This is a genomic window from Dietzia sp. 2505 (assembly GCF_040546785.1).
GTDB lineage: Bacteria > Actinomycetota > Actinomycetes > Mycobacteriales > Mycobacteriaceae > Dietzia.
On record NZ_JBEPON010000001.1, the window covers coordinates 400,427 to 421,953 of the forward strand.

The 21,527-nt window shown below is 68.8% G+C and carries 16 protein-coding genes and 1 pseudogene; 6 read left to right on the forward strand and 11 right to left on the reverse strand.

Features of this window, described 5'->3' with window-relative positions:
- Positions 1-67: 67 nt before the first annotated feature.
- Positions 68-1,117, reverse strand: a pseudogene (locus tag ABIE38_RS18090) (NrtA/SsuA/CpmA family ABC transporter substrate-binding protein).
- A gap of 455 nt (positions 1,118-1,572) precedes the next feature.
- On the opposite strand from ABIE38_RS18090, the gene ABIE38_RS01820 reads away from it, so the two are divergent.
- Both ABIE38_RS01820 and ABIE38_RS01825 read left to right on the forward strand, forming a co-directional pair.
- A complete protein-coding gene (locus ABIE38_RS01820) occupies positions 1,573-2,310 on the forward strand; it encodes a mycothiol-dependent nitroreductase Rv2466c family protein (RefSeq protein WP_354053741.1) in 738 nt (245 codons plus the stop codon).
- Between the two features lie 22 nt (positions 2,311-2,332).
- Entirely contained in the window at positions 2,333-2,836 is a 504-nt protein-coding gene (locus ABIE38_RS01825; protein WP_354053742.1) for an SRPBCC family protein, read from the forward strand.
- A gap of 124 nt (positions 2,837-2,960) precedes the next feature.
- On the opposite strand, the gene ABIE38_RS01830 is transcribed toward ABIE38_RS01825, so the two are convergent.
- Positions 2,961-3,932: a GlxA family transcriptional regulator gene (locus ABIE38_RS01830; protein ID WP_354053743.1), complete on the reverse strand. Its 972-nt coding sequence runs from the start codon at positions 3,930-3,932 to the stop codon at positions 2,961-2,963.
- Between the two features lie 162 nt (positions 3,933-4,094).
- Here ABIE38_RS01830 and ABIE38_RS01835 point away from each other — a divergent pair, with 162 nt between their 5' ends.
- From ABIE38_RS01835 to ABIE38_RS01845, 3 genes are read left to right on the forward strand one after another with little or no spacing between them, the layout of a single operon-like run.
- Positions 4,095-4,757, forward strand: a complete 663-nt coding sequence (locus ABIE38_RS01835) for a DJ-1/PfpI family protein (RefSeq protein ID WP_354053744.1) — start codon at positions 4,095-4,097, stop codon at positions 4,755-4,757.
- A 31-nt stretch (positions 4,758-4,788) separates the two neighbouring features.
- On the forward strand, positions 4,789-5,103 hold the full coding sequence (locus ABIE38_RS01840) for a hypothetical protein (protein ID WP_354053745.1): 315 nt from the start codon (positions 4,789-4,791) through the stop codon (positions 5,101-5,103).
- Positions 5,100-5,579 (forward strand): DUF2269 family protein, encoded by a 480-nt coding sequence (locus ABIE38_RS01845; protein ID WP_354053746.1) that lies wholly within the window; start codon positions 5,100-5,102, stop codon positions 5,577-5,579. The genes ABIE38_RS01840 and ABIE38_RS01845 overlap by 4 nt, the downstream gene beginning before the upstream one ends.
- Before the next feature lie 7 nt (positions 5,580-5,586).
- Here the strand turns inward: ABIE38_RS01845 and mhpA are convergent, their stop codons facing one another.
- From mhpA to ABIE38_RS01870, 5 genes are read right to left on the reverse strand one after another with little or no spacing between them, the layout of a single operon-like run.
- Positions 5,587-7,167 (reverse strand): bifunctional 3-(3-hydroxy-phenyl)propionate/3-hydroxycinnamic acid hydroxylase MhpA, encoded by a 1,581-nt coding sequence (gene mhpA, locus ABIE38_RS01850; RefSeq protein WP_354053747.1) that lies wholly within the window; start codon positions 7,165-7,167, stop codon positions 5,587-5,589.
- Complete coding sequence (locus tag ABIE38_RS01855) at positions 7,164-7,526, reverse strand: DoxX family protein (protein ID WP_354053748.1); 363 nt, start codon at positions 7,524-7,526, stop codon at positions 7,164-7,166. Before ABIE38_RS01855 ends, mhpA begins: the two co-directional genes overlap by 4 nt.
- Positions 7,523-9,409: an acyl-CoA synthetase gene (locus tag ABIE38_RS01860; protein ID WP_354053749.1), complete on the reverse strand. Its 1,887-nt coding sequence runs from the start codon at positions 9,407-9,409 to the stop codon at positions 7,523-7,525. Before ABIE38_RS01860 ends, ABIE38_RS01855 begins: the two co-directional genes overlap by 4 nt.
- Entirely contained in the window at positions 9,406-10,344 is a 939-nt protein-coding gene (locus ABIE38_RS01865) for a fumarylacetoacetate hydrolase family protein (protein WP_354053750.1), read from the reverse strand. The genes ABIE38_RS01860 and ABIE38_RS01865 overlap by 4 nt, the downstream gene beginning before the upstream one ends.
- Positions 10,341-11,480 carry a VOC family protein gene (locus ABIE38_RS01870; RefSeq protein ID WP_354053751.1) on the reverse strand — a complete coding sequence of 380 codons (1,140 nt, stop codon included), beginning with the start codon at positions 11,478-11,480 and terminating at the stop codon, positions 10,341-10,343. Before ABIE38_RS01870 ends, ABIE38_RS01865 begins: the two co-directional genes overlap by 4 nt.
- A gap of 123 nt (positions 11,481-11,603) precedes the next feature.
- Between ABIE38_RS01870 and ABIE38_RS01875 the strand changes: the two genes are divergently transcribed.
- A complete protein-coding gene (locus ABIE38_RS01875; protein WP_354053752.1) occupies positions 11,604-12,242 on the forward strand; it encodes a TetR/AcrR family transcriptional regulator in 639 nt (212 codons plus the stop codon).
- Positions 12,243-12,280: 38 nt separating this feature from the next.
- On the opposite strand, the gene ABIE38_RS01880 is transcribed toward ABIE38_RS01875, so the two are convergent.
- The 4 genes from ABIE38_RS01880 to pepN all read right to left on the reverse strand — a co-directional run bounded on the left by ABIE38_RS01880 (position 12,281) and on the right by pepN (position 21,494).
- Positions 12,281-13,885, reverse strand: a complete 1,605-nt coding sequence (locus tag ABIE38_RS01880; RefSeq protein ID WP_502914699.1) for an FAD-dependent oxidoreductase — start codon at positions 13,883-13,885, stop codon at positions 12,281-12,283.
- 115 nt (positions 13,886-14,000) lie between these two features.
- Positions 14,001-15,197 carry a cytochrome P450 gene (locus ABIE38_RS01885; RefSeq protein ID WP_354053754.1) on the reverse strand — a complete coding sequence of 399 codons (1,197 nt, stop codon included), beginning with the start codon at positions 15,195-15,197 and terminating at the stop codon, positions 14,001-14,003.
- Positions 15,198-15,350: 153 nt separating this feature from the next.
- Positions 15,351-18,740, reverse strand: coding sequence for a pyruvate carboxylase (locus ABIE38_RS01890; RefSeq protein ID WP_354053755.1), 3,390 nt, complete (start codon positions 18,738-18,740; stop codon positions 15,351-15,353).
- Positions 18,741-18,899: 159 nt separating this feature from the next.
- On the reverse strand, positions 18,900-21,494 hold the full coding sequence (gene pepN, locus ABIE38_RS01895) for an aminopeptidase N (protein ID WP_354053756.1): 2,595 nt from the start codon (positions 21,492-21,494) through the stop codon (positions 18,900-18,902).
- Between the last annotated feature and the right edge of the window lie 33 nt (positions 21,495-21,527).

A 21,527-nucleotide genomic window follows, 5' to 3' on the forward strand; every position in this document is an offset into this window, starting at 1 on the left:
GCCCGGCCTGTGTCCGCGTCTCCTGTAGACGCGGCGTCGACGGGGCCGTCCGAGACGACGGTGCTGGTCACTGTCCCTCTCCACGATCTATCCGGGCGGCCTGCTCGGGGGAGACGAGCGGACGCAGGTCGAGGAAGACGTCCTGCGCGGAGAGCTGATCCGGTGTGACGCCGTACTCGGTGAACACGCGGGAGACCTCCTCGAGCGCGGCGGCCTCGTCCTCACCCGGCGGGATCGGGGGCAGGGCCTGGCGACCGACGGCGATCGCGTCCTCCAGGCGGGTGCCGCTCAACGCGGTCGGGCCGGTGGTGGTGAAGACGTTCTGAAAGTCCTCCGGTTCGGAGGCCTGCCGGATCACCAGGTCCTGCAGGTTCTCGAGGAACGCGGCCACCACATCGGGGCGCTCCTCGGCCACTGAGCCCCGGACGAGGAGGACCTTGCGGTCCTGCGAACCGAGGTCACCTTCGTTGACCAGTTCCACGGCGCCGTTCGCCTTGGCCTACTGGTAGGGGGCGTTGAACGAGGCCCAGGCGTCGACCTGTCCGGTGGAGAACGCCGAGGCGCCGTCCTTGATCTGCAGCGGCACCCGCTCGACCGAGTCGACGGGGACGCCGGCCTGTTCCAACGCGAGCAGAGTGAGGTACTCGCCCTTGGCGGCAGGATTCACGGCGACCCGCTTGCCTTCGAGGTCCTCCACAGACTCGATGCCGGAATCCGGGCGGGCGATGATGCCGCTCTGATCCTGGCCGCCCTGCTCGGCGGCAGCGACGATCCGGAGGTCGACTTCCTTGGATAACGCACCGACGACGGGGCTGAACGCGCCTTCCGACACATCGAGTTCACCGGTGCTGAAGAGCTTGAGGTTGGCGCTCACGCTGGGAGCCGCCTCAACCCACTCCACACGCGCCCCGAGCGGCGCGAGCGCCTCGTCGAAGCTGCCGTCTCGCTTGCCCACGGCCAGGGGCCCCGCGTTGGCTCCGTCGGTGACTTTGAGGACGAACGTCTGGCCCTCGGCAGCGTCGCCCTCGGCGTCGCCGCCACAGGCCGCCGTCATCATCAGCATCGGGGCGACAGTGAGAACAGCGAGGCGGCGGAGGGGTTCGGCGAACCGTGTCATGACGAAACTCCTGGATGAGTGGGTGATCGAGTGGGCCGAACGCTAGCGACGAACAGCTGAGTCCAGAAGGGACGCGATCTGTCCGAACGAAAGATTTGACTCGCGTTCCCCACATCGAGTACTCCCGCAGTGGGTCTCGCATGCGCCGCCCTGACGATGGTTCGCGACGTGCTCAGGGTGAGGAGTGTGGCCCGGGGAGTTGGACATCGACCGCAGCGTGGGCTCGGGAGCAAGGTGTCCACCGTCTCCCAGCTCCGGGAGATCGGCCCGTACCGGGAGGACTACCTGAACCTCGACGCCGCCTGATCGTGCACCGCGTGAACAAGGTCACCACGGGCAACCAGGTGATTCGCCCGCGCGAGACCACCGTGGGCACCGGGGGTGTCGAAGGACGACGTCGAGGAGCTCGGTTGTACCCGACCGGCATCAACAGAACACATGGCTAGGGTGGGCGGATGGACGCCGACATCAACTTCTACTTTGACCCGGTCTGCCCTTTCGCCTGGTTGACCAGCAAATGGGTGCGCCAGGTGCAGGCGCAGCGCGACTACACCGTCGACTGGCGGTTCATCTCGTTGCGCCTGGTCAACGCCGAGGTCGACTACGACGCGCACTTCCCTCCTGAGTACGAAGCCGGCCATACCGCCGGGCTGCGGCTCCTGAGGGTGGCGGCTCGTGCGCGAGCCGAGCATGGCCGGGCGGCGATGGCCCCGCTGTACGCGGCCTTCGGGGCGCACATCTTCGATACCGCTCCGGACGCCGGCGATGACCGCAGCGAGGGCGAGGAGCGTGAGCGGCGCGGGACTCCCGAGTTCGCCGAGCGCATCCTCGCCGACGCTGGTCTGCCCCTCGAGCTGGCGGACGCGCTCGACGACGACTCGTGGGACGCCGAGATCCGCCAGGAGACCGACGAGGCGCTCTCGCTGACGGGCAAGGACGTGGGCACGCCCATCATCCACTTCGAGCCACCGACCGGCGTCGCCTTTTTCGGGCCCGTGATCAGTCGGCTGCCCCACGAGGACTCGGCAGCCGAGCTGTGGGACCACGTGGTCGGGCTGGCCCGCTTCCCGGGTTTCGCGGAGCTCAAGCGCAGCCTGCGTGAGCTGCCACAGCTGGCCGCGCTCGGAGTCGACGCCGACACGGTCGGCACGCAGGAGGACTGGCACGGCGGCAGCCGGCGTCAGAAGAAGTGACCCGGTTGAAGAGGGTGGAGATATGAGCGGAACCGGCATCCGCAGTCACCGCGAGTCCGTCACCGTCGAGGCGTCGGCCGAGACGCTCTACGACGTGGTCTCCGACATCACCCGTACCGGCGAGTGGAGTCCGGTCTGCACCTCGTGCAGGTGGGACGACCAGGCCGAGGCCGGTCGGGTCGGTGCCTGGTTCACTGGTCACAACGAGCTCCCGCACCGGACGTGGGAGACCCGGTCGGTGGTGGTGGCGGCCGAGCATGGGCGCGAGTTCGCCTGGGTCGTGGGCGGCAGCTTCGTCCGTTGGGGGTTCACTCTCGCCCCCGCGCCGACAGGGACGTTGCTCACCGAGTCCTGGGACTTCCTGCCCGGCGGGATCGCCATGTTCGAGGAGAAGTTCGGTGACCGGGCGCCCGCTGAGATCACCGACCGCACGCAGCAAGCTCTCGACGGCATCCCGAAGACGCTCGCGGCGATCAAACGGATCGCCGAGTCGTCCACCGGTGCGAGGGGGTCAGCCCGGCCATGAACTGGAGGTCCCGCCCCGGGCGGGACGTCATCGGACCCGCTCAGCGAGTTCACGACCAGTGTCCTCAACGATCTTGACCTGGTCCGGAACCGACCGCCCCGGCGTTCCCCCCGGCACCTGGGGCTCAGGAGTTGCGTGTGGGAGTCCGGGACCGTAGCTCTCCGGCGAAGGTGGCCCGGTAGTCGCTGGGTGTGACCCCGACGGTTCGTCGGAATTGTGTGCGGAAGTTGCTGGGCGTACCGAAGCCGACGTGGCGGGCGATGTGTTCGACTCGTCGATCCGTCGTCTCCAGGAGTTCCTGGGCATGGCGGATGCGTACGCCGGTGAGCCACTCGATCGGACTCTGCCCGGTCTCGCGTTGGAAGCGCCGGTTCAGGGTCCGCACACTGCTGTGGGCCGCCTCCGCGATGTCGGAGAGCGTCAGCGGGAGATGGGCGTTGTTCTCGATCCAGATGAGGACGCCGTCGAGGGAGTCGGTCCGATACGTCGGTGGATTGCGCAGGATGAACTGGGCCTGGCCTCCGCTGCGGTGGAGGGGTGCAACGGCGAGACGGGCGGCGTGTGCGGCGACGGCCGTGCCGTGGTCGCGGCGGATCATGTGCAGACACAGGTCGATTCCCGCGCTGGCGCCGGCCGAAGTGAGGATCTGGCCGTTGTCGATGTAGAGCGCATCCGGTTCGACGGTGACTCCCGGATACTGGTGGGCGAACAGTTCGGTGGCCAGCCAGTGTGTGGTTGTGCGCGTGCCGTCGAGGAGGCCCGCATCAGCGAGGACGAAGGCGCCCACGCAGATCGATGCGATCCTCGTCCCCTCCGATGCCGCGGCCCGCAGAGCGTCACGGAGCTCCGGCGCCACCGGAGCGTCCGGGAGGTTCCTGCCGGGGACGACGATCGTGTCGGCTCTGGCCAGAGCATCCAGTCCCTCGCCGGGGGTGATGCGCATCGGCCCGGCATCCACGTCGTGTCCGGGGCCGGCGACGACGACCCGGTACGCCATTCGACCGTCGGGGAGTACGGCGCGGCCGAAGGTCTCGACGACCGTGGCCAGATCAAACGCGATGACGTCAGGGAGTGCGACCACCGCGACCGTGTGCATTCGCCAAGAATACCTGCGCTTATGTGGTCGACATTGGACGCGGGAAGGGGGTGGCCAGATAATGGTGAAAGATGGCCGTGAAGCCACTCGTGCGAGAGATCTCCCTGGACCAGAGTTGACCCGGTGCGGCAACCCTTGCCGCGCGGAAGGGGTACCTCAGCCATGCGTGCTGCCGCACAGATCGTCCTGTTCGACGGGTTTGATCCACTGGACGTGATCGCTCCGTTCGAGGTCCTCTCCGCAGGAAGCGACGAACTGGGGGACGAGTTCGACGTCGAGCTCGTCTCGGCGGAAGGTGCTCGAACGGTGGTGTCGGGGACACGCGGGCTCACGCTCGGCGCCACCGGCCGGCTCGATCCGTCCCGGCCGGGGATGGTCATCGTTCCGGGTGCCTCAGGTCCGGTCGACGGTGACCCTGACGACGGGGTCGAGACGATCCCCGTTCTGCTCTCCAGGTTTGCCGCCGGCCCCGGGCTGCCGTTGATCGACCAGGCGATGAGGAACCCACTGGTGCTCGTGGCCACCGTGTGCGGCGGGTCGCTGGCTCTGGCGATGGGAGGCCTCCTCGAGGATCGGAACGTCGTCACCCATTCGCTCGGTATGGACGTGCTCGACGCGACCGGTGCGCGGCCGGTCCGCGCCCGGGTCGTCGACGACGGCGACGTCGTGTCGGCAGGAGGCGTCACCTCCGGCCTCGACCTCGGGCTGTACCTGCTCGAACGTGAATACGGACCGCAGATCGCCCGCGCCGTCGAAGAACTCTTCGAGTACGAGCGCCGCGGCACTGTGTGGCGGGATCAGCCCCGCGTCCCCGCCACTCGCTGACCACCCCGACACGCCCGGACAGGACCACACCATGACAAGCGCGCTCACGGGGACCTGGGACCTCGCACTCGGGACCCCCATCGGCACCCTCCGCGTCACCTATCGTTTCATCGAAGGATCTTCCGGGCTCACCGGTGAGGCCTCGAGCACCGACGAGACCGTCGAACTCGAGGACATCCGCCTCGACCCGATCAGCGGCCACGCGACCTGGCGACAGCGCATCAACAAGCCGATGCGATTGACTCTCGACTTCGATGTCATGGTCGAGAGCGATCGCCTCAGCGGCCACTCTCGAGCCGGCCGCCTGCCCCGAACCCGCGTCACCGGACACCGGAGCGCGGCGTGACCGGCCTTCTGCTCTTCGTCCACATCCTGGGGGCGATCCTGGCCATCGGTCCCGTCGCCATCGCGGCGAGCATGTTCCCGCCCGCCGCGCGAGCTGCCCACGCCCAGCCTGCCGCCCCGGCCAGGGGAGCGGTGACGGCCACCCTCCATCGCATCACCCGCGTCTACGCCGTCATCGGGATCATCGTGCCCGTCGCCGGGTTGGCGCTGGGTGTGAGACTCGGAGTGCTCGGGCAGGCCTGGCTACTGGTCTCGATGGCCCTCACCGCCGGGGCCGCTGTTGTGCTGATCCTCGGCATCCTGCCCAGGCAGAAGCGACTTCTCCCAGCGGGCCAAGGACCCAACGCCACAACGGCCACGGACGACGTCGACCGGACCTCGAAGCAACTCGCGATGCACACGGGGATATTCAACGTGCTCTGGGTGATCGTCCTGGCACTGATGATCTACCGGCCGGACTTCACCGCCGGAGCCTGATGGCCAGCTACACAGCTGTAGCGACTATCGGCGTCCCGGTCGGCCGCACGCTCGGGAACAGGGTGTACACCTCCGCGACCGAGCGGCCCGCCGCCATCACCGTCGCGTCGGGTCGCACGATGGCCGCTCGTGCGTGGTGGGCGCCCAACCACTGCCCGAGGGGACTGTCGGGCGCCACGACGACTGTGGTCCCGCCCCGACGCCGGATCTCGAACTCCTGCTCGGGGGTGGGTGCTTTCACGGTGATGATCCGGAAGCCCGCCGTGTCATCGTCGAGGCGGCGTCCGTCCGCGGTCACCACGGCGTTGGGCGCGAGCCGCCCGGCCAGGCCGGCTGCGCCCTGAGCCGTCACCCAGCGCGGAATCCCGGAGCCCACCGCCCCGCGTCGGACGTAGCAGGACGGCCGGAGTGCGGGGGTCGTGCTGTCGGTCAGTCTCGTCGCCAGTCCCGGAAACCCCGCGAGTACGGGCGCGATCGTGCGGCGGAGTACATCGCCGCCGTGACCACCGCCGGTCATGGCGGCCCCCGTCACCATCGCCAGGCGGATGAGACCGGTGCAGTGGGGGATGCGCTCCCGCTCATAGGAATCGAGGGTCGATGACGGCGCCCCGTCCTCTAGGACGGCGGCGAGCTTCCAACTGAGGTTCGCCGCGTCGCGCAGACCCGCGCCCATCCCCTGACCGATGAACGGTGGCGTCAGATGCGCCGCGTCACCGAGGAGGAAGACCCGGCGATCACGCCAACATCGGGCGACCCGCGCCTGAAAGGTGTACTCGGCTGACCGGACCAGCCGCAGGTCTGCCGCGTCGACACCCTCGAGCCAGGGCCGCAGGAGCGGTACAACCGCGTCGTAGTGGGCGTAGTCCTCGGCCGTCTCGTGGTCGAGTAGTTGGAACTCCCAGCGGTAGCGGGTCTGGCCGACGCGCATGTAGGTGGCCGCTCGGTGGGTGTCGCACACCTGTGCCACGCCGTCCCACTGGCGTAGATCGGCCGGCGTCTCGACGTCGATGACGAGCCACCGCTGGCTGAACCCCAGATCTCGCCACTCGGACGAGATCGCCGAACGGGTGATGCTGCCGGCGCCGTCGCAGCCGAGCAGGTAGCTTCCCCGGAACGTGATCGGCTCACCCGTGTCGCGGTCGGTCGCCGAGACCGTGACTCCCGTATCGGATTGATCGATACCGCTCACCTCGACCCCGGAGCGGAAGGTGACGAGGTCCGCGCGGCGGGCGACGGCGCTACGGAGGAGTTCCTCGAGTCGGGGCTGATCGAACATGGACGCCGCAGGGAAACCGTTCACGCCCACGCCCGGGTCGCGGGGGAATTCGGCGATGACCTGCAACGACGAGGTCACCAGACGCAGGCCCAGGGCAGGGCGGGAGATCTCCGCGAACCTCGGACCGAGCCCGAGTCGCGCGATGATGCGGTACACCTCGTCGTCGAGGTGTACGGCACGCGGCTGCGGGTAGATCGCGTCCCACCGCTCGAGGAGGATCGACGGCACCCCGAGGTCGGCGAGCATCGCCGCCGCGGCGAGACCCGTCGGTCCGGCACCGACGATGAGAACGGGTGCATTGTGTCGGCTCATCGGGTCCCACTCTGTTCCAGTGCACGTGTGGCGGAGTGCGCGGCACCGACGCCGACGACGACGGCGGGGACGGTGGCTGTCCAGCCATCACCGGCACGCCGGTGAGCCCGGTAGGCACCGCCCATCAACGTGCAGACCGCGACCGCGGCCGCCGTACCGACACGCGGGTGGCGCCGCCCGAGCAGGATCCCGGCCACGCCAGCGAGCTCGCAGGCACCGACGATGCGGAACGCCCGCTCGGAGAATCTCAGGTGACGTGCTCGTTCCGTCATGGGTGCGAGCGCGAGGACCTTCGCGGCGCCGGTGGCGGTGAGCACGAGCGCGACACCACGCGCCGCGAGGGTGTGGGTATCGGTCATGCGGGGGTGCGCCCGTCGGCCGGCGCCCACTGCCAGTGGATCGCGTAGCTGTCGAGGACCCGGGCTGCGGTGTCGACGTCACCGGGCCGCTGCACCACGGCCACGATCGAACCGTCGACGATCCGAGCGTCCACCGATGTGGGTGCCCCGGCGTCGGTGAGCGCCGCGGTGAGCGCGGTCTCGGTGGCGAGGGCTCGCAGCGCGAGCTTGTAGGGCTTGCCCACATCGGTGACCGGCAGCGAGTCGATGATCGTGACCTCTCTAGGGGCGGCCGCGGACTCGGAGACCCGTTCGGTCGCCCACGCCTGCAGGTCACCGCCGGACACCGTGGCGCCGTCGCGGACGGTGACATAGCCGACGGGGACCTCGCCCGCGTGCACGTCGGGACGACCGACGACCCCGGCGTCGGTGACATCGGGGTGCTCGAGAAGAGCGTCCTCGACCGCGCGGGGATCGATGTTGTGCCCGCCGCGGATGATGAGGTCCTTGGCGCGGCCGGTGAGCGTCACGAAACCGCGATCATCCACGGATCCCAGGTCACCGGTGTCCAGCCACCCGTCGCGAACAGACCCGCCGTCATCGAGATCGAACCCGTTGTCGGTGCGGCCGCGGACGTAGCCGGCGAACACGGTGGGGCCCGACACGACGAGCCGCCCGACGGTGCCGGCGGGTAGTTCCTGCCAGTGCTCGTCGACGGCGCGGATCTGCTGATAGGGCAGGCGTTGCCCGACCGAACCGGCGGGCTGGCCTTCGAAGAAACTGCGAACGCTGGCGCAGGTCGCCTCCGTGAGTCCGTAACCCTCGAGCAGGGGGACTCCCGTATGGGACTCGAACCCCTCACGCACCGCGGGCGGCAGCATGGACGCGCCGACCAGGCACGCTCGCAGACTGGAGATGTCGGCGTCGACCCGGCACTGGGCGAGCACCGAGTACACCGTGGGGACGGCGCTCATCGCGGAGATCTCGTGCGCCTGGACGAGCTGCCAGAACACGCCGTAGAGGGCGAGGTCGCGGTACCCCAGCGGTCCCGCCCACACGACGGTCTGGCCGCGCAGCATCGGGGCGAGAACGGTGACGATCAACGCGTTGACGTGGAACAGCGGGAGCGCGGCAAAGACGACGGAGTCCTCGTCGAGCACGGTGTTCGCCGCGATCATCCACGCATTGGAGACCTCGTTGCGGTGCGAGTGACCGGCCAGCTTGGGCACGCCGGTGGTCCCACCGGTGTGGAACAGCGCGGCGAGGTCGTCTGCACTGCGGTCCTCCTCGACCGCGACGCGGGGGAGCTCGGCCGCATCGAGGTAGGCGACTGTGACGTCGCCCAGGTCGGGCACCTCGGGGTCGGTGTCGGCTCCGGTGGGGCGCAGGAGGAACACCGTGTCGATCCCGGTGGCGGCCACGATGTCGGTGAGTCCCGAGAAGACTGCGGGGTCGAGGTCGGGGCCGGCGGCGACGAGGACCCTCGAGCCAGATCTAATGATCAGTTCGGCCACGTGGTCGGAATTCATGGCCGGGTTGATCTGGGCGGCGACGCCTGCGCGCTGTGCCGCGAAGAGCACCTCGATCAGCTCGACGCAGTTCGGCGCCAGCAGGGCGACCGCGTCCCGGCCGCCGACCCCCGCGGCGCGGAGAGCGGCGGCATGTCTGTCGACGGCGTCGAGCAACTGGGCGTACGTGCGGTCGGTGGTCTGCTGCCACCGGGTCGCGTCGGGCATGACGCGCAGCGCGGTGCGTTCAGGCCACTGCTCGGCCGCGCGGGTGAGGACCGCGTACGTCGATGCCGGCAACCCGCGGGCGTCGAGTGGTGTCTGTTCGATCAGTGCGACGTCGTCGGGGGTGTCGTAGGCCGGCCACAACGATGCCGATGAGGTGGGGGCGATCACGCGTAGCGCACCACGTTCCGCTGCACGCCGAGGTCCAGCGTCCCGTCGCCCGTACGGACCGACGTCTCGACGATGTCGCCGTCCTGCAGGTACTTCGGGTTACCGGCCTGGCGCTTGAAGAACGCCTTCCACTTCAGGTGCGGCGGGAGCAGCGCTCCGATCATCTCGATGGGTTTCGCGGGTGCGGTCAGTGCGGTGCCTCCGGGGGTGCCGGTCAGGAGAAGGTCGCCGGCATCGACACGCTGGAACCTGTTCAGGGTCCGCACCGCCTCCAGGGGGCTGTAGATCATGTCGGCGACCGTGCTGTTCTGACGCGTGACCCCGTTCACCCGCAACTGAAGGGTGAGGGTGGAGAACCTGTTCCACTCGCCGGGCTCCAGCAACACCAGGACGGGACCGACCGGGGTGAAGCTCGGGTAGGACTTCGCCTCGTAGAATTGCGTTTTGGGCAGCTGCACGTCGCGGGCTGACACGTCGTTGGTGATCACGAGGCCAGCCACGGCGTCGGCGAGGGTCGCCTCGTCGATGGTGGTTCCGACGGGAAGGCTGGCCCCGAAGACCAGGCCGATCTCGACCTCGTAGTCCAACAGCTGCACGTGCGCGGGCTTGATGATGTCGTCGTTCGGCCCCACGATCGATCCAGAGGCCTTGCGGAAGAACGTCAGCGGGACCTTGTCGGGGTTCATGCCGGAATCGCGGACGTGCGAGACGTAGTTCGTCATCTGCGCGATCACTCGACACGGTGCTGTCACCGGAGACCGTAGTCGCAGGCTCGCCGGGTCGACGACCTCGCCGCTGTCGGTCGTGGCCAGGACGACCGCCTGACGATCCGCGATCAGCTCGGCGGTGGTGGTCGCCTGCGTGTCGATGCGACGGGCGCCGGTGGGCACCAGCACCCACCACGCGTCAGCGGTACGGAGGACGGACAGGCTCATGTGCGGGCTACTTTCATCAGGCCGAAGAGGCGTTGGACATCGAATTCGTTGTCGGACTCGTGCAATGCCGAGAGAATGGAGGTCAACTCGCGCAGTGCGGCGCGGCCCGGCTTGATACCCAGGAAGTCCGCGGTCGCCGGCGGGCCCCACTGGTTGAGGCCTGATGCCGTCATCGGGGCCCAGCCGGCGTCGACCGTGCTGTCGAAGTGGTCACCGTCGGTGAAGTGTTCGACCAGGAACCCGTCCGGATCGCGCCAGTAGTCGAAGAGCTGACTGCCCTGGATGTGGCGACCCAGCCCCCACGAGTGGTCGTAGCCCCGGTCGAGGAGGTACTCGCTCCCGGCGGCCAGGGCATCCAGATCGCAGACCTGGTAGGCGGAGTGGACGTATCGGTCGGCGGGACCGAGCGTCAGGGCCAGGGTGTGGTGGTCGGCGACATCTCCGCCACGGTCGCACCGGATGAAGCTCATCACGGGTCCGCGTTCGCGCTGGCCGGGGTAGTACAGGAAGTCGCTCACGATCATTCCCAGGTTGTGCAGGTACCAGTTGAGCGACGACAGGTAGCGCGTCGACGACAGCACGACGTGGCCGAGGCGCTCGACGACCGCCGGAGAGCGCGGGGGTCGCTGAGTGCTGTTGACGCGGGTCCGGTCCCGTTCGAAGTTGAACGGGTTGCGGACGCTCTGCAGGGGCAGCGCCGGCCACTCGGTGACTCCTGAGACCACCCGCACGCGGCAGCCGCTGGGATCCCGGGTGGTGACCGCACACCCTCCGAGGGCGTCCCCGAGGGGCTCCACGGGCCGCCCCCATTCGGAGGCCAGAGTGTGGACGTCGGCGGCGTCGGCGGCGTGGAAGGCCGCCCCGGTGAACGCTGTCCGCGCTGCTCGACGGACGATGACACACGGCGGCCCCGCGAGGGCGCCCCGCAGATGCAGCTCATCGGGTGTCTGGAAGGTGGGGGTGAACCCGAAGTCCACGGCGAACGCGGCGGTGCGCACGAGATCGGGTTTGTCGAACTCCAACCAGGCGATGTCGTGGGCCTTCACGACCGGATTCGGTCGGCGCCCGGGGTGTTCCCCGGGCAGGGCGCCCTGATCGGCGTGCAGGCCCTCGTGCACGTCATGGTTGACCGGCATCTCGACTCCCGTCGTATCGATTGACGATATCGTCATATACGCCGCACGCGTCAGTCAAGTCCGTTGACGAATTCGTCACGGGTGCGTATGGGACCATGTGACCCATCGTGGAAGGAGAATGCGATGGCCCAGGCTGATCCGGGCGTTCTCACGCGGGCTCAGAGACGCAAAGCCCAGACCCGGCGGTCCCTCATCGGTGCCGCCCAGCAGTTGATGGCGCAGGGTCGGACCGCGGTGTCGGTCCTCGACATCACCACGATGGCCGACGTCGGCAACGGCTCGTTCTACAACCACTTCGCCACGAAAGAGGAGCTGTTCGAGGCCGCGGTGATGTCCGTCGTCGAGGACCACGGCGAACTACTGGACTCCTTCACCGAGGGGATGAGCGATCCGGCGCACATGTTCACGCAGAGCTTCCGCCTGACCGGTCGTCTGCACCGCAGGTACCCCGAATTGAGCAGAGTCGTGGTCAACCACGGACTGTCGGTCCTCTCCACCGCCGACGCGGGCTTGCTTCCCCGCGCGCGTCGCGATATCGAGGCCGCGGTCGCCGCCCGGCGGTTCGTCACCACCGACATCGACGTGGCCCTGACCGTCGTCTCCGGGTCCGCGCTGACGCTGGCGTTGCTGCTGCACGACCAGCCCGAACGCGACGACGCGGCCACGACCGACGCCGTCACCGCCCACGTCCTGCGCGCCCTGGGTGTGAGTGAGGACGAGGCCGCGGCGCTCATCGCTCTTCCATTGCCGGCCTGGGACTGATCTCACCGGATCTCCCGGGCGTGGCGTGACGAGGCGGGTCAGGTGGCGGTCGCCGCGACCCGCACCATCTCATCGACCGACACCAGTTTGCGGCGACGGCGGCCGTCGATGCGCCCGGCCGCCCGTTCGTGGTCGTCGATCGCGGCCCACCCGGCTGCGTCGATCCGGTGGCCGTGGCGCTCGGCGATCAGAGCGTCGATGTCGTCCTCACCGATCGCGGGAGGTGGCAGGCGGCCCTGAGTCCAATCGGTGATGATGGCCTCGGCGGTCTGCAGACCACACTGCCTGTTGGCGCCGATCCCGCCTCGCGCGCCGCGCTTGATCCACCCCGCGACGTACATTCCGGCCACCAGGGATCCGTCGTCGATGACGCGACCGCCGTCGTTGGGGATGACGGCGGCACGGGAGTCGAACGGTAGTCCGGAGATCGGATCTGCGCGATACCCGATCGACCGGATCACCGTGGACGCGGGCACGGTCGTCTCCGGGCCCGTCGGGACGACGCGACCGGTGCCGTCGGTGCGGTACGCCATGCGCGTGACCCGCACTCCTGACACGCCGTGGTCGTCGCCGAGGATGGCGGCGGGGGAGGACAGGTAGCGGAACGCGACCGTGCGCGCCGCGCCCGTCGGTGTGCGGGCGGCGTAGCCGCGGGCGAGACGCAGCTTTGTGGAGGTGGTGGGGTCCAGCGTTCCCGCCTGTTCATCCCGGTGGGTCTGCGGGTCGAGAACCAGGTCAGCCGGATCCACTACGACATCCACACCGGAGAGCGAGGCGAATGCCTGGAACTCGGAGTTGGTGTACGCGGCGTGGGCCGGACCGCGTCTGCCCAGGATGCTCACGTGCCGCACCGTCGACTGTTGAAGAGCGCGCAGCGCGTGATCGGCGATGTCTGTCCGCGCCAGTTCATCGGGATCTGTCACGAGGACCCGTGCCGCATCGAGGGCCACGTTGCCGTTACCCACGATCACGACGGACTTGCCGCTGAGGTCGATGTGGTCGTCGGCATGGTCGGGGTGGCCGTTGTACCAGGCCACGAAATCCGTGGCGGCGAGTGATCCGGGCAGGTCCTCGCCGGGGATGCCCAGAGCGCGATCAGCGGCCGCGCCGGTGGCGACGATCACCGCGTGATACCTGGCGCGCAGTTCGTCGAGGGTGACGTCGACTCCCACGTCGACGTTGAGGAAGTACCGGAACGCCTCTCGCGCCGCGGTGGCGGCGAACGTCCGCTCGACGCCTTTGGTCGCTGCGTGATCCGGGGCGACACCCGCGCGCACCAGACCGTAGGGGGTGGGGAGGCGGTCGAACATGTCGACCGTGACGCCGCGGTGTCGCAGCAGTTCCCCCGATGTGTAGAAGGCGGCGGGCCCCGCACCGATGACCGCCACTCGGAACGGAAGCGGTCCGGAGTGTGATGCCGGACGGGGCGGCGTCCAGGCGCCGACGATCTCGCGTCCCCGGAAGTAGTCGGCATTCATCTCGGGAAAGGCCGAGTCCGGCGGTAGCAGATCGTCCGGAACGATGGCGTCGACGGGGCACTCGTCCACACACGCGCCGCAATCAATGCAGGCGGCCGGGTCGATGTGCAGCATCTCGGCCCGGGCGAACTCGGGCGACCCGGGTGTGGGATGAATACAGTTCACCGGACATACCGTGACGCAACTCGCGTCGTTGCAGCACGGCCGCGTGATGACATGGGCCACCGGTCATTCTCCTTGGATCGTCACGAACCGTCCGCCTGTGGCGGACGGCGTTCACTCAGCGGAACGAGGCGCGGAAGGACTCGAAGCCCTGAAGGCAGTTGTTGCGCAGCAGTTCCGGATCACTGACGCTGATGGAAGAGACACGCGGGACCATCGCGTGCAGCAGCGTCTGCATCTCCAGCTTCGCCAGCTGCATGCCGACGCAGGTGTGCACGCCGTGCCCCCATCCGACGTTGCTGCCGCGCCACTCCAGCGAGAATCTCTCGGGGTGGTGGAAGTGCCGCTCGTCGCTGTTCGCGGCGGCGAACACCACCGCGACACGGTCCTTCGGGCGCAGCTGGATCCCGCCGAACTCGGTATGCGCGGCGACTGATCGGGTGAACGACCTGACCGGCGACGCCATCCGCACCGCTTCCACCACCGCGGTCGGGATCAGGTCCGGGTCCCGGCGCAGCCGTTCCCAGAGCCCGGGGGTGGTCCCCAGGCTCCAGAGCAGTTGGCCGGTCGACAGGATCGTGGTGTCCAGACTCGGTGCGACGAAGTCGATGATCATGTTCTTCGCTTCGACCCGGCCGATCTCTCCCCGGTCAGCCGCATCGAGCACCGTCGACGCCCACCCGCCGGGGGTCACGTTCCGGCGGCCGACCGCCAACGTGTAGAGGAACAAGCCGAGCGATCCGCGTACGGAACCCCGCGCCCGGCGATTCGCCGAACCGAGACCGTCGAAGGTCGACTGGCCCCAGGTCAACATCTGCTCCGGGGTCACCTTCACGCCGACCAGCTCGGCGACCGCCTGCACCGGCAGGCGGGTCGCGAAGTCGGCGATGCCATCGAAGTGGTCCCGCGCCGACAGTCGGTCGACGGTGTCCGCGGCCTCCTGCTCCAGCGTGGGCAGCGACGGGCGTATCGCCCGCGAGGTCAGGGACTGCATGAGGATCATCCGGCGGTTCATGTGCGTGGCGTCGTCACTCGCGAGTGTGGTGTAGTGCCCGAGGGTGTTGGCGACCGGGTTGGCGCCCACGCCCCTGCCGCTACGGAAGGTCGCGTCGTCGCGTAGCGCCAGCCGCACGTCGTCGAACCGGCCGATCGCGAACATCCGATGACGCGGGAGCCATACGACGGGGCCGGCGTCCCGGATGCGGCGATACACCTCATGTGGCCTGTCGACCACCTCGTCGCCGTATAGATCGACGTCAACCACCGGCGCCCCACGATGGGTGGCGGTCCGGAGTGGGGGGTATCGGAGAGTCATCTGCCCGTCCTGGTGTCACGAGTCGCGCGGGCACGCGCCGCGCGAGTCGATTCCGTCATTACTGACGAAATCATCATCTAGTTGTATGGCAAAGGTCAAGTGATCTCCGCGGACACGACCGGAATGCCGCGACTGCGCGTACGGGCAGTGCGATCAGCTCAGCACGACGATCAGATCGCCGGCTTCGACCTGCTCGACTGTGTTGATGGCGATGCGGTCGACGGTGCCGCCTCCGGGGCTCGTGATCGCGGCCTCCATCTTCATGGCTTCGATGGTGGCGACGGTGCCGCCGGGTTCGATCTCGTCGCCGACTCCGACGGCGACGGTGACCACGCCGGAGAAGGGTGCGGGTATGTGGAGGGGGTTGCCGGGGTCGGCCTTTTCCGCGGCGGGTACATCGACGCCTACTGAACGGTCGCGGACCGGAACCGGCCGCAGCTGTCCGTTGATGATGCACATCACGGTGCGCATGCCGCGCTCGTCCGGTTCGCTGATGGCTTCGAGACCGATGAGGAGATCGACGCCGGGTTCGAGTGCGACGCGGTGTTCCTCGCCGTAGCGCAGGCCGTAGAAGAACTGGTTGGTCGAGAGCTGGGAGGTGTCACCGTACTGCTCGCGATGCTGCTCGAACTCCGCGGTCGGGCCGGGGAACAGCAGCCTGTTGAGAGTCTCCTGCCGGGTGCGGCCGGCCGTTCGCAGCGCGGCGGCGTCGGCATCAGATATCGGGGTCACCTCCGGCGCCGGCGGCCGCCCCTGGAGTGCGGTACTGCGCAGCGGTTCCGGCCAGCCGCCGGCGGGGTCCCCGAGCTCCCCACGCAGGAACCCGATCACCGAGTCGGGGATGTCGTAGGACTGGGGGTCCGCCGCGAAGTCGGCCGCGGAAATCTCGCGTCCGACCAGGGCGAGGGCGAGATCCCCGACGACCTTCGACGACGGGGTGACCTTGATCAGCCGGCCCAGCATGCGGTCGGCCTCGGCGTAAGCCTGTTCGACGGCTTCGAAACGGTCCCCGAGTCCGAGGGCCACGGCCTGTTGGCGAAGGTTGGACAACTGGCCGCCGGGGATCTCGTGCGTGTACACACGTCCGGTGGGAGCGGGCAGTCCGGATTCGAACGGCGCGTACACCTTCCGCAGGGCCTCCCAGTACGGTTCCAGATCGCATACCGCAGCGAGGTCCAGGCCGGTATCGCGGTCGGTGTGGGCGGTGGCGGCCACGATCGCCGACAGCGCCGGCTGTGAGGTGGTCCCCGCCATGGCGGCGCTCGCGCCGTCGACCGCGTCCGCGCCCGCCTCCCACGCGGCGAGGTAGGTCGCGAGCTGGCCCCCGGGGGTGTCGTGGGTGTGGACATGGATGGGCAGGTCGAACTCCGACCGCAACGCTGTCACGAGCTTCGTCGCGGCGGGTGCGCGCAACAGGCCGGCCATGTCCTTGATCGCGAGCACGTGGGCGCCGGCATCGACGATCTGCTCGGCCAGGCGGAGGTAGTAGTCGAGCGTGTAGAGGTCCTCGGACGGGTCGGCCAGGTCACCGGTGTAGGACATCGCGACCTCGGCGACCGCGGTTCCGGTCCCGCGCACGGCATCGATCGCCGGACGCATCGCGTCGATGTTGTTCAAGGCGTCGAAGATCCGGAAGATGTCGATACCCACGTCGGTCGCCTCGGCCACGAACGCTGAGGTCACGGCTGTCGGATACGGGGTGTAGCCCACGGTGTTCGCACCCCGCAGCAACATCTGCAGACAGATGTTGGGGATCGCCGAACGCAAATGCGCCAGCCGATCCCAGGGGTCCTCCTTGAGGAACCGCAACGCCACGTCATAGGTGGCGCCTCCCCAGCACTCCACCGACAACAGCTCCGGCGTCAGAGCGGCCACGTGCGGGGCGACCGCCAGGAGGCCCGAGGTCCGCACCCGGGTGGCCAGCAACGACTGGTGTGCGTCGCGGAAGGTGGTGTCGGTGAGCCCGAGCTGCGGGCGTGACCGCAGATCGGCCGCGAACCCCTCTGGCCCCAGTTCGAGGAGTCGTTGCCGCGAGCCCGGCGGGGGGGTGGTCAGTAACGAGGGGTCCAGATCGGGAAGCTTGTCTCCCGGGTATACCGGGGTGGGACGCTCTCCGTGCGGCCGATTGACCGTCACGTCCGCGAGGTAGTTCAGGATCTTCGTTCCGCGATCGGCCGACGGCCGCGCGGTCAACAACTCCGGACGGTCCTCGATGAACGAGGTCGTGGCCCGACCTGCCTGAAAGTCGGGGTCATCGAGAACGGCCTGCAGGAACGGGACGTTCGTGGCCACTCCCCGGATGCGGAACTCGGCGATCGCCCGGCGCGCGCGTGCGAACGCGGTCTCGAAATCCCGCCCGCGACACGTCAACTTCACGAGCATCGAGTCGAAGTGTGCGGACACCTCGGCACCGAGGGCCACACCGCCGTCCAGGCGTACACCCGCCCCGCCCGGGGCGCGGTAGGCGGCGATCCGCCCGGTGTCCGGTCGGAAGCCGTTGGTCGGATCCTCGGTGGTGATCCGGCACTGGAGTGCCGCGCCGCGGATCGTCAGCTGGTCCTGAGCGAGCCCGAGGTCCTCCAGCGACTCGCCCGATGCGATCCGCAACTGCGACTGCACCAGATCGACATCGGTGATCTCCTCGGTCACGGTGTGCTCGACCTGGATGCGCGGATTCATCTCGACGAATCTGTGCTGTCCACTCTCGTCCACCAGGAACTCGACCGTGCCGGCCCCCGAGTAGCCGATGTGGCGGGCGAACGCGACCGCGTCAGCGCAGATCCTCTCGCGCATCTCCTGTGTCAGGTTCGGCGCCGGGGCCAGCTCGATCACCTTCTGATGACGGCGCTGCAGACTGCAGTCCCGCTCGAACAGGTGGATGACCCCGCCCCTGGTGTCGGCCAGGATCTGGACCTCGATGTGTCGCGGGTTGATGACCGCTTGCTCGAGGAACATCGTCTGGTCGCCGAACGCGGACTCCGCCTCCCGCGATGCGGCGCTGATCGCGTCCGCCAACTCCTCGATCGTTCCCACACGACGCATCCCTCGACCGCCGCCACCGGCCACCGCCTTGACGAACACGGGGAAGGTCATGTCGCGCGCTGCCGCGACGAGCTCGTCGGGATCTGCTGAGGGCGCTGACGAGGCGAGTACCGGCAGGTCCGCCTCGCGCGCCGCGGCGACCGCACGCGCCTTGTTGCCCGCTAATTCCAGGACCGACGCCGGCGGACCGACGAACGCGATTCCCGCCGACGCGCACGCCGCCGCGAGATCCGGGTTCTCCGACAAGAATCCGTATCCCGGATAGATCGCATCCGCGCCGGACCGCTGTGCGACCGCGATGATCTCCTCGATCGACAGGTACGCCCGCACCGGATGGCCGGGATCCCCGATCTGATACGACTCATCGGCCTTCAGTCGGTGCGGGGAGTTGCGATCCTCGTGCGGGAACACCGCGACCGTCTTCGCGCCCAATTCGTATGATGCCCGAAAGGCGCGGATCGCGATCTCGCCGCGATTGGCCACCAGAACCTTGTGGAACATTCGACGTCCTCGCTTCTCGGATGTGCTCTCGGGCGTTCGAGGACACCGTAGGCCCCGTCGGCAATGGGCTTCCCCAAAACGTCAGGATTGACGGAATCATCATTCACGACTGCGTCCGAGTCAACCCTCACCCACCGTCGAGTTCTCGATGACTCCGGCTCAGCCGGCGGCCGCCGCATCCACCGCGCGGGCCTCGAGAGCGCGGGTGAGGTCCGCGTTCTGCTCGGCGAGGATCCGGCGCAGGGCGGCCGGGCGGGAGGTATCCGCGATCACGGCATCGAAGCGGGCCACGGTGTCGGCGTCCACCGACCACGCCGGGAACAACCCGGCGGCGACGGTCTTGGCGAGGTCACCGGACCGCGCCTTCCACAGTGCGGTCACGTTGTCGAGGTACCGCTCGCACAGGCCGGTGAGCAGGTGCTCCTGGCCCGGCAGGTCGATGCCCAGCAGGGTGGCGCGCACCAGGGCGTTGCTCGGCGCGTCGTCTCCGGTGGCGATGAGCAGCGACTCGGCCTCCTCCTTCGCACCGACAGTCGGCCGAGCGGCTCGGGCGGTCGCCGCCCGCCGGGCGCCCCCGGCGGTGTCGTCCGCCGCGAGTTCCTCGTCGATCCGGTCGGAGTCCTCGGCGCCCGCGGCCACGAGCGCGGTGAGGACGGTCCACCGCAGGTCGGTGTCGAGGGTCAGACCGGGCAGTCCCGCCTCGTCCGGTCCGGCGTCCAGGAGGGTCGCGAGAACGCGGGTCTGGTCGGCCCTCAGGGGGCAGCTGCACAGTGCGGCGAGGAACGCCAGCTGGTGATCCGACCCGGCCTCCGAGGCCCGGGCCGCCGTCAGCATCGCGTCGGAGAACTCCGGCCAACCGGTGGCGGCCGCCCAGTCCGGGTCGGCGTACCTCGACAGCGCGGACTGCGCCTGGGCCAGCACGCGCTGGACCACCCCGATGTGGGCCTCGCGCGGGGCCGCGCGGGTGACCACCTCGACGAACCGGCGAGCCGGGAGCCGGGCCTCCCGGGTCATCTCCCACAGTGCGGACCAGCACAGGGTCCGGGCGAGCGAGTCCGTCACGTCCTCGATGGAGTCCAGGACCGTGGACAGCGAACCCTCGTCCAGGCGCACCGAGCAGTACGTCAGGTCGGCGTCGTTGGGCAGGATCAGGTCGGGAACGGGAAGGCCGGCCATGTCCGGTACGGTCGTGCGCTCGGCGTCCACGTCGAGCTCCGCGAACGCGGTGCGCACAAGCGCTCCTGAGTCATCACGGCTGTAGAGGCCGACCCCGAGACGGTGGGTGCGCAGTTCCCCGGCTCCCGGGGCGGCAGGTCCCTGCACGACGGTCAGCTCGGAGATGGCCCCCTGGGTGTCGTCTGCGGTGTGCACCTCCACCGAGATCGGGTTGATGCCGGTGGTCCGTAGCCACTGGTCTGCCCAGTCGGACAGGTCGCGGCCGGAGGAGGCCTCGAGGGCCCGCAGGAGGTCGTCGAACTCGGCGTTGCCGAAGGCGTGCTCGGCGAAGTAGGTGCGCAGGCCCGCCAGGAACGGCTCGCGTCCCACGTACGCCACCAGCTGCTTGAGCACGGACGCACCCTTGGCGTAGGTGATCCCGTCGAAGTTGGCCTCGACCGTCTCCAGGTCCGTCATGTCGGCCGCCACGGGATGGGTGGAGGGCAACTGGTCCTGCCGGTACGCCCACGCCTTCTCCACGTTGGCGAACGTGGTCCACGCGTCGGTGTACTGCGTGGCATCCACCTGGGCCAGGACGGAGGCGAAGGTCGCGAACGACTCGTTGAGCCACAGGTCGTCCCACCAGCGCATGGTCACCAGGTCGCCGAACCACATGTGGGCCATCTCGTGCAGCACCGTCTCGTTGCGTCGCTCGTAGCGATACGCCGTGACCCGGGAGCGGAAGACATAGTCCTCGAGGAAGGTCACCGCCCCGGCGTTCTCCATGGCGCCCGCGTTGAACTCGGGCACGAAGATCTGGTCGTACTTGCCGAACGCGTACGGCATGCCGAACTCGCGGTGGTAGAACCCGAAACCCTCCTTGGTCTCGGCGAACAACCGATCGGCGTCGAGGTGCTCGGCGAGCGAGGCGCGACACAACAGCCGTAGTGGAATGGTCCCGTGTTCGTCGGCGTATGAGTCCTCGACCACGTGATAGGGGCCGGCGATCAGGGCCACGAGGTACGTCGACAGGATCTCCGTCTGCTCGAACCGGTGCACCACCGCTCCCGACTCGCCCGGGGACTCGCCGGCCGGGGTGTTGGCCACCACGACCCAGGAGGCGGGGGCGGTGACGGTCAGCGTGTAGCGCGCCTTGAGGTCGGGCTGGTCGAAGCAGGCGAACACCCGCTTGGCGTCGGCGGTCTGGAACTGCGAGTAGAGGTAGACCTCTCCGTCCACGGGGTCGACCATGCGGTGCAGCCCCTCGCCGGTGGAGGTGTACGCCAGATCGGCATCCACGACGAGCTCGTTGGTCGACTGCAGATCGGGCAGCGTCAGCCCCACCTCGTCGTCATAGTGCCCTGTCTCCAGGTCCCGTCCGTTCAAGGTCACCGACCGGATCCGTGCCGACCTCAGATCGATGAAGGTCTCCGCCCCGGGCCGGGAGCAGGAGAACCGGACAACCGTGCGGGACCGGAACGTCCCGGATCCCGGCGCGCCGGAGCCGTCGGTGAGGTCCAGGTCCACCTCGTAGGTGTCCACGTCGAGCAACTCCGCTCGTGCGGCGGCGTCGGAACGGGTGAGATTGAGCGAGCGCATCGGGAGGTCCTCGGTTCCTGGGCGGGGGTGGTG

Excerpts from the sequence above, each read along its gene's own strand:
- ABIE38_RS01835 (WP_354053744.1), top strand. The coding sequence starts at position 4,095 with ATGCGTGCTGCCGCACAGATCGTCCTGTTCGACGGGTTTGATCCACTG.
- ABIE38_RS01870 (WP_354053751.1), bottom strand. The coding sequence starts at position 11,480 with ATGCCGGTCAACCATGACGTGCACGAGGGCCTGCACGCCGATCAGGGC.
- ABIE38_RS01840 (WP_354053745.1), top strand. The coding sequence starts at position 4,789 with ATGACAAGCGCGCTCACGGGGACCTGGGACCTCGCACTCGGGACCCCC.
- ABIE38_RS01855 (WP_354053748.1), bottom strand. The coding sequence starts at position 7,526 with ATGACCGATACCCACACCCTCGCGGCGCGTGGTGTCGCGCTCGTGCTC.
- ABIE38_RS01890 (WP_354053755.1), bottom strand. The coding sequence starts at position 18,740 with ATGTTCCACAAGGTTCTGGTGGCCAATCGCGGCGAGATCGCGATCCGC.
- ABIE38_RS01830 (WP_354053743.1), bottom strand. The coding sequence starts at position 3,932 with ATGCACACGGTCGCGGTGGTCGCACTCCCTGACGTCATCGCGTTTGAT.
- pepN (WP_354053756.1), bottom strand. The coding sequence starts at position 21,494 with ATGCGCTCGCTCAATCTCACCCGTTCCGACGCCGCCGCACGAGCGGAG.
- ABIE38_RS01820 (WP_354053741.1), top strand. The coding sequence starts at position 1,573 with ATGGACGCCGACATCAACTTCTACTTTGACCCGGTCTGCCCTTTCGCC.
- ABIE38_RS01865 (WP_354053750.1), bottom strand. The coding sequence starts at position 10,344 with ATGAGCCTGTCCGTCCTCCGTACCGCTGACGCGTGGTGGGTGCTGGTG.
- mhpA (WP_354053747.1), bottom strand. The coding sequence starts at position 7,167 with ATGAGCCGACACAATGCACCCGTTCTCATCGTCGGTGCCGGACCGACG.
- ABIE38_RS01825 (WP_354053742.1), top strand. The coding sequence starts at position 2,333 with ATGAGCGGAACCGGCATCCGCAGTCACCGCGAGTCCGTCACCGTCGAG.
- ABIE38_RS01885 (WP_354053754.1), bottom strand. The coding sequence starts at position 15,197 with ATGACTCTCCGATACCCCCCACTCCGGACCGCCACCCATCGTGGGGCG.
- ABIE38_RS01875 (WP_354053752.1), top strand. The coding sequence starts at position 11,604 with ATGGCCCAGGCTGATCCGGGCGTTCTCACGCGGGCTCAGAGACGCAAA.